Source organism: Roseibacillus persicicus (assembly GCF_014651675.1).
GTDB lineage: Bacteria > Verrucomicrobiota > Verrucomicrobiia > Verrucomicrobiales > Akkermansiaceae > Roseibacillus > Roseibacillus persicicus.
This window is the reverse complement of sequence record NZ_BMXI01000040.1, coordinates 1-2,706: the sequence shown is the minus strand read 5'-3', so window position 1 is coordinate 2,706 and position 2,706 is coordinate 1. Positions and strand designations below refer to the sequence as shown.

At 50.8% G+C, this 2,706-nt stretch carries 5 protein-coding genes; 1 reads left to right on the top strand and 4 read right to left on the bottom strand.

Annotated elements, in window-relative coordinates; genetic code table 11:
- Positions 1-341 (top strand): hypothetical protein (locus IE099_RS20910; RefSeq protein ID WP_229809623.1); only part of this gene is annotated, 341 nt, incomplete at its 5' end.
- Here IE099_RS20910 and IE099_RS20440 read toward each other — a convergent pair.
- The 4 genes from IE099_RS20440 to IE099_RS20425 all read right to left on the bottom strand — a co-directional run bounded on the left by IE099_RS20440 (position 338) and on the right by IE099_RS20425 (position 2,592).
- Positions 338-784, bottom strand: a complete 447-nt coding sequence (locus tag IE099_RS20440) for a hypothetical protein (protein ID WP_189574635.1) — start codon at positions 782-784, stop codon at positions 338-340. The genes IE099_RS20910 and IE099_RS20440 overlap by 4 nt on opposite strands.
- Before the next feature lie 155 nt (positions 785-939).
- Positions 940-1,392: a hypothetical protein gene (locus IE099_RS20435; RefSeq protein ID WP_189574632.1), complete on the bottom strand. Its 453-nt coding sequence runs from the start codon at positions 1,390-1,392 to the stop codon at positions 940-942.
- Between the two features lie 144 nt (positions 1,393-1,536).
- Complete coding sequence (locus tag IE099_RS20430) at positions 1,537-1,932, bottom strand: DUF4279 domain-containing protein (protein WP_229809622.1); 396 nt, start codon at positions 1,930-1,932, stop codon at positions 1,537-1,539.
- A 165-nt stretch (positions 1,933-2,097) separates the two neighbouring features.
- The gene (locus tag IE099_RS20425; protein WP_189574626.1) at positions 2,098-2,592 is read right to left on the bottom strand and encodes an Imm21 family immunity protein; all 495 of its coding nucleotides are present in this window, start codon (positions 2,590-2,592) and stop codon (positions 2,098-2,100) included.
- Positions 2,593-2,706: the final 114 nt, after the last annotated feature.

Here is a 2,706-nt window from a genome sequence, read left to right as displayed (position 1 = left end):
TTCGCGTAGAACCTTCGTCACCTCGAACTCGCCAAACTTCTCCACTGCCAACCACAGAATCCATCAACTGCGAACTCGCCTGCCGCGCACTGCCAGCCACCGAACCGAGACGCCGAACTCGCCTACCGCGCGAAGCCTTGCCACAGAGCATCCGTCACCGCGAACTCGCCATTCAAAACACTGCAAAGTCCGCAATGCTTACATTGGATAACGTCTCAGCACACCCAATCCGACCGACTCAGCGCACCTTCACTACTTCTACCACGCTCCCTCCTCCCGTCAATCTCCGACTCGCCAGCGCGGTCGGATTTGTGGTGCTGCGCATTGTTCTGCCTTCTTAGTCTCCGCTGGCCTTGGTGAGCTCATAGGTGGCTAACTCGAGGAGACTCTCTGACTGCCATCCATTCGGAAAGACCCTCAAGTTCATTTCTGGCGGCATCGCTTTCGTATTAAACGAACAGTAATACAAGCCATTGTTTCCTACGATTGTTCCCGGTTGTTCTGGGTGTATATTCAAACTCAACTGGGAGACCCCACCAATCCCTCCGAATCCCTGAAAATCGAGAATTGCAGCATCACTTGGAAAACTGGTAACGAATGCCTGTGGTGGATCGGGGGTAAACTCACGACCATCGTCCATCCTGATCTCGCCCATTTTCTTAGTAGATACGAGACTCCACTCTCCGACAATCAAGCTATAAGGTTCCGGCACAGACGACGTCTTCTCGCAGCTGGCAGTCACCAAGATTGATAGGAGATATACTTGCCAAATCTTGCGACTCATTTTTAGCAGAACGTCTCAGCACACCCAATCCGACCGACTCAGCGCGCTTCCGATAGTTCTACCATGTCCCCTCCTCCAGTCAACCTCCGACTCGCCAGCGCGGTCGGATTTGTGGTGCTGCGCATTGTTCTGCATACCTTGGCTATTCTGGCAATTTAGAATCCAGCTTCCTCGGGATTGACCAATGTCCGGTAGTACTCTCCGCAACGCTCCTCTCCAACATAGCTTTCGATATGGTAATCTTCAAAAGACTTGTCGAATATTCGTTGCAATGGGGGCAAATATTCAGACTCCTCAAAATCCGAAATAGTTGCACCGTCTTCCATATTCAAAGGTACGGGAATAACATCGTTAATTCCCATGAACTGCCACCGGCTGACAACGTTCGAGCCGATAGCTGGAGCTTCGCCGATTCGTTTCGATTTCTCCTGAGATATTCCTAGGCTTCTGGCTTTCTGAAATGCCTCACGCCAGTGCCCGCAACGAAAAGTGACGTAAACCTTTCTAATTTTCTGCGGTGGTTCAAAGGCCGGATCGTCAGAAGGGACGATAAGAGCCATCGTATATGAGACAATCCACCAACCAGAGGAGCTTGCTGAAGGAATCATTTTTAGCAGAACGTTTCAGCACACCCAATCCGACCGACTCAGCGCACTTTCACTACTTCTACCACGCTCCCTCCTCCAGTCAACCTCCGACTCGCCAGCGCGGTCGGATTTGTGGTGCTGCGCATTGTTCGCTTTTCTTTGTTCCTAGGTATTCTCCAGCGGCCCATAGAGGTTTAATCCAAGGGAAACACCACGTTCTCCCAAAGCCAATAGCGATTCAGCCGAAACATCTAAACCCTCATTGCTACAGTTCATAAAGAGCCCACAGAACAGATCCATTTTGAAACGACTCGCAAGAAATCTCCAAACCGTGATATCTCCTGAAAGTGGCCTAAAAACACCCTTGATTTGCTCATCTAGATCACCGTTCTCGCAATCAGAAACCTCGAATCTCCAACTTCCTGACTTGGCCACTCTTAGCGTCCCAGTCTTTTTACCTACAATTTCTTCGCCCTTTCTTTGCGCGCTAGTTGGACGGCAGCATAGCAAGCGAGAAACCTCTTCGGGGTCGAGGTCATCGCCGATGATGCGAAGAGTCACTGTAGATAAGTGGAGACACGCCATAATTGATTTTTTCGAGCGAACGTTTCAGCACACCCAATCCGACCGACTCAGCGCGCATTCGACAGTTCTACCACCTTCCCTCCACCAGTCAAGCCTCCGACTCGCCAGCGCGGTCGGATTTGTGGTGCTGCGCATTGTTCGCTATGCTTGGTGCTTCAGTTGGTAAACCGTTGCCATGGTCGAATCGTTTTGTTGATACGTAGCACTAACACGATAGAGCCCTCGTTCAAGAACTAGATCGACTTTCGGTTGCTCATCATCGTCGAAACCACAGGAATCCATCAATCTCCAGCTTGTTGACACCACCTCAATATCAAGCTCCTCGGTCCATGAGTCCTGCTCCGCAACAAATCGACCAAACTCCAATAGCTGCTCTAATGAGTCTGCTGCTATCCACTGAATAATCAGACCACCAGAACTATTTGGGAGCCAATATAGGTCGCCGGGATCCTCGCCAATTCTAAGGACATCCCGATCTTTAAAGCGAATTCGGTGCATGTGCGAATTCGTTCCGCAAACTTCACCGTAGAGCCCCGAGTCGGGTTCGGGTTTATCTCCTATGGATACAACCCACTCCGAGAAGAGATCGGACGGCAACAATACAAAAGGACCTCCGAAACTTGTGGCAGACTCCATTTTTTAGCGAACGTCTCAGCACACCCAATCCGACCGACTCAGCGCACTTTCACTGGTTCTATCACGTTCCCTCCTCCAGTCAATCTCCGACTCGCCAGCGCGGTCGGATTTGTG

What these genes read in the sequence shown, in the direction of transcription:
- IE099_RS20425 (WP_189574626.1), bottom strand. Translation starts at nt 2,592, where the DNA reads ATGGAGTCTGCCACAAGTTTCGGAGGTCCTTTTGTATTGTTGCCGTCC.
- IE099_RS20440 (WP_189574635.1), bottom strand. Translation starts at nt 784, where the DNA reads ATGAGTCGCAAGATTTGGCAAGTATATCTCCTATCAATCTTGGTGACT.
- IE099_RS20435 (WP_189574632.1), bottom strand. Translation starts at nt 1,392, where the DNA reads ATGATTCCTTCAGCAAGCTCCTCTGGTTGGTGGATTGTCTCATATACG.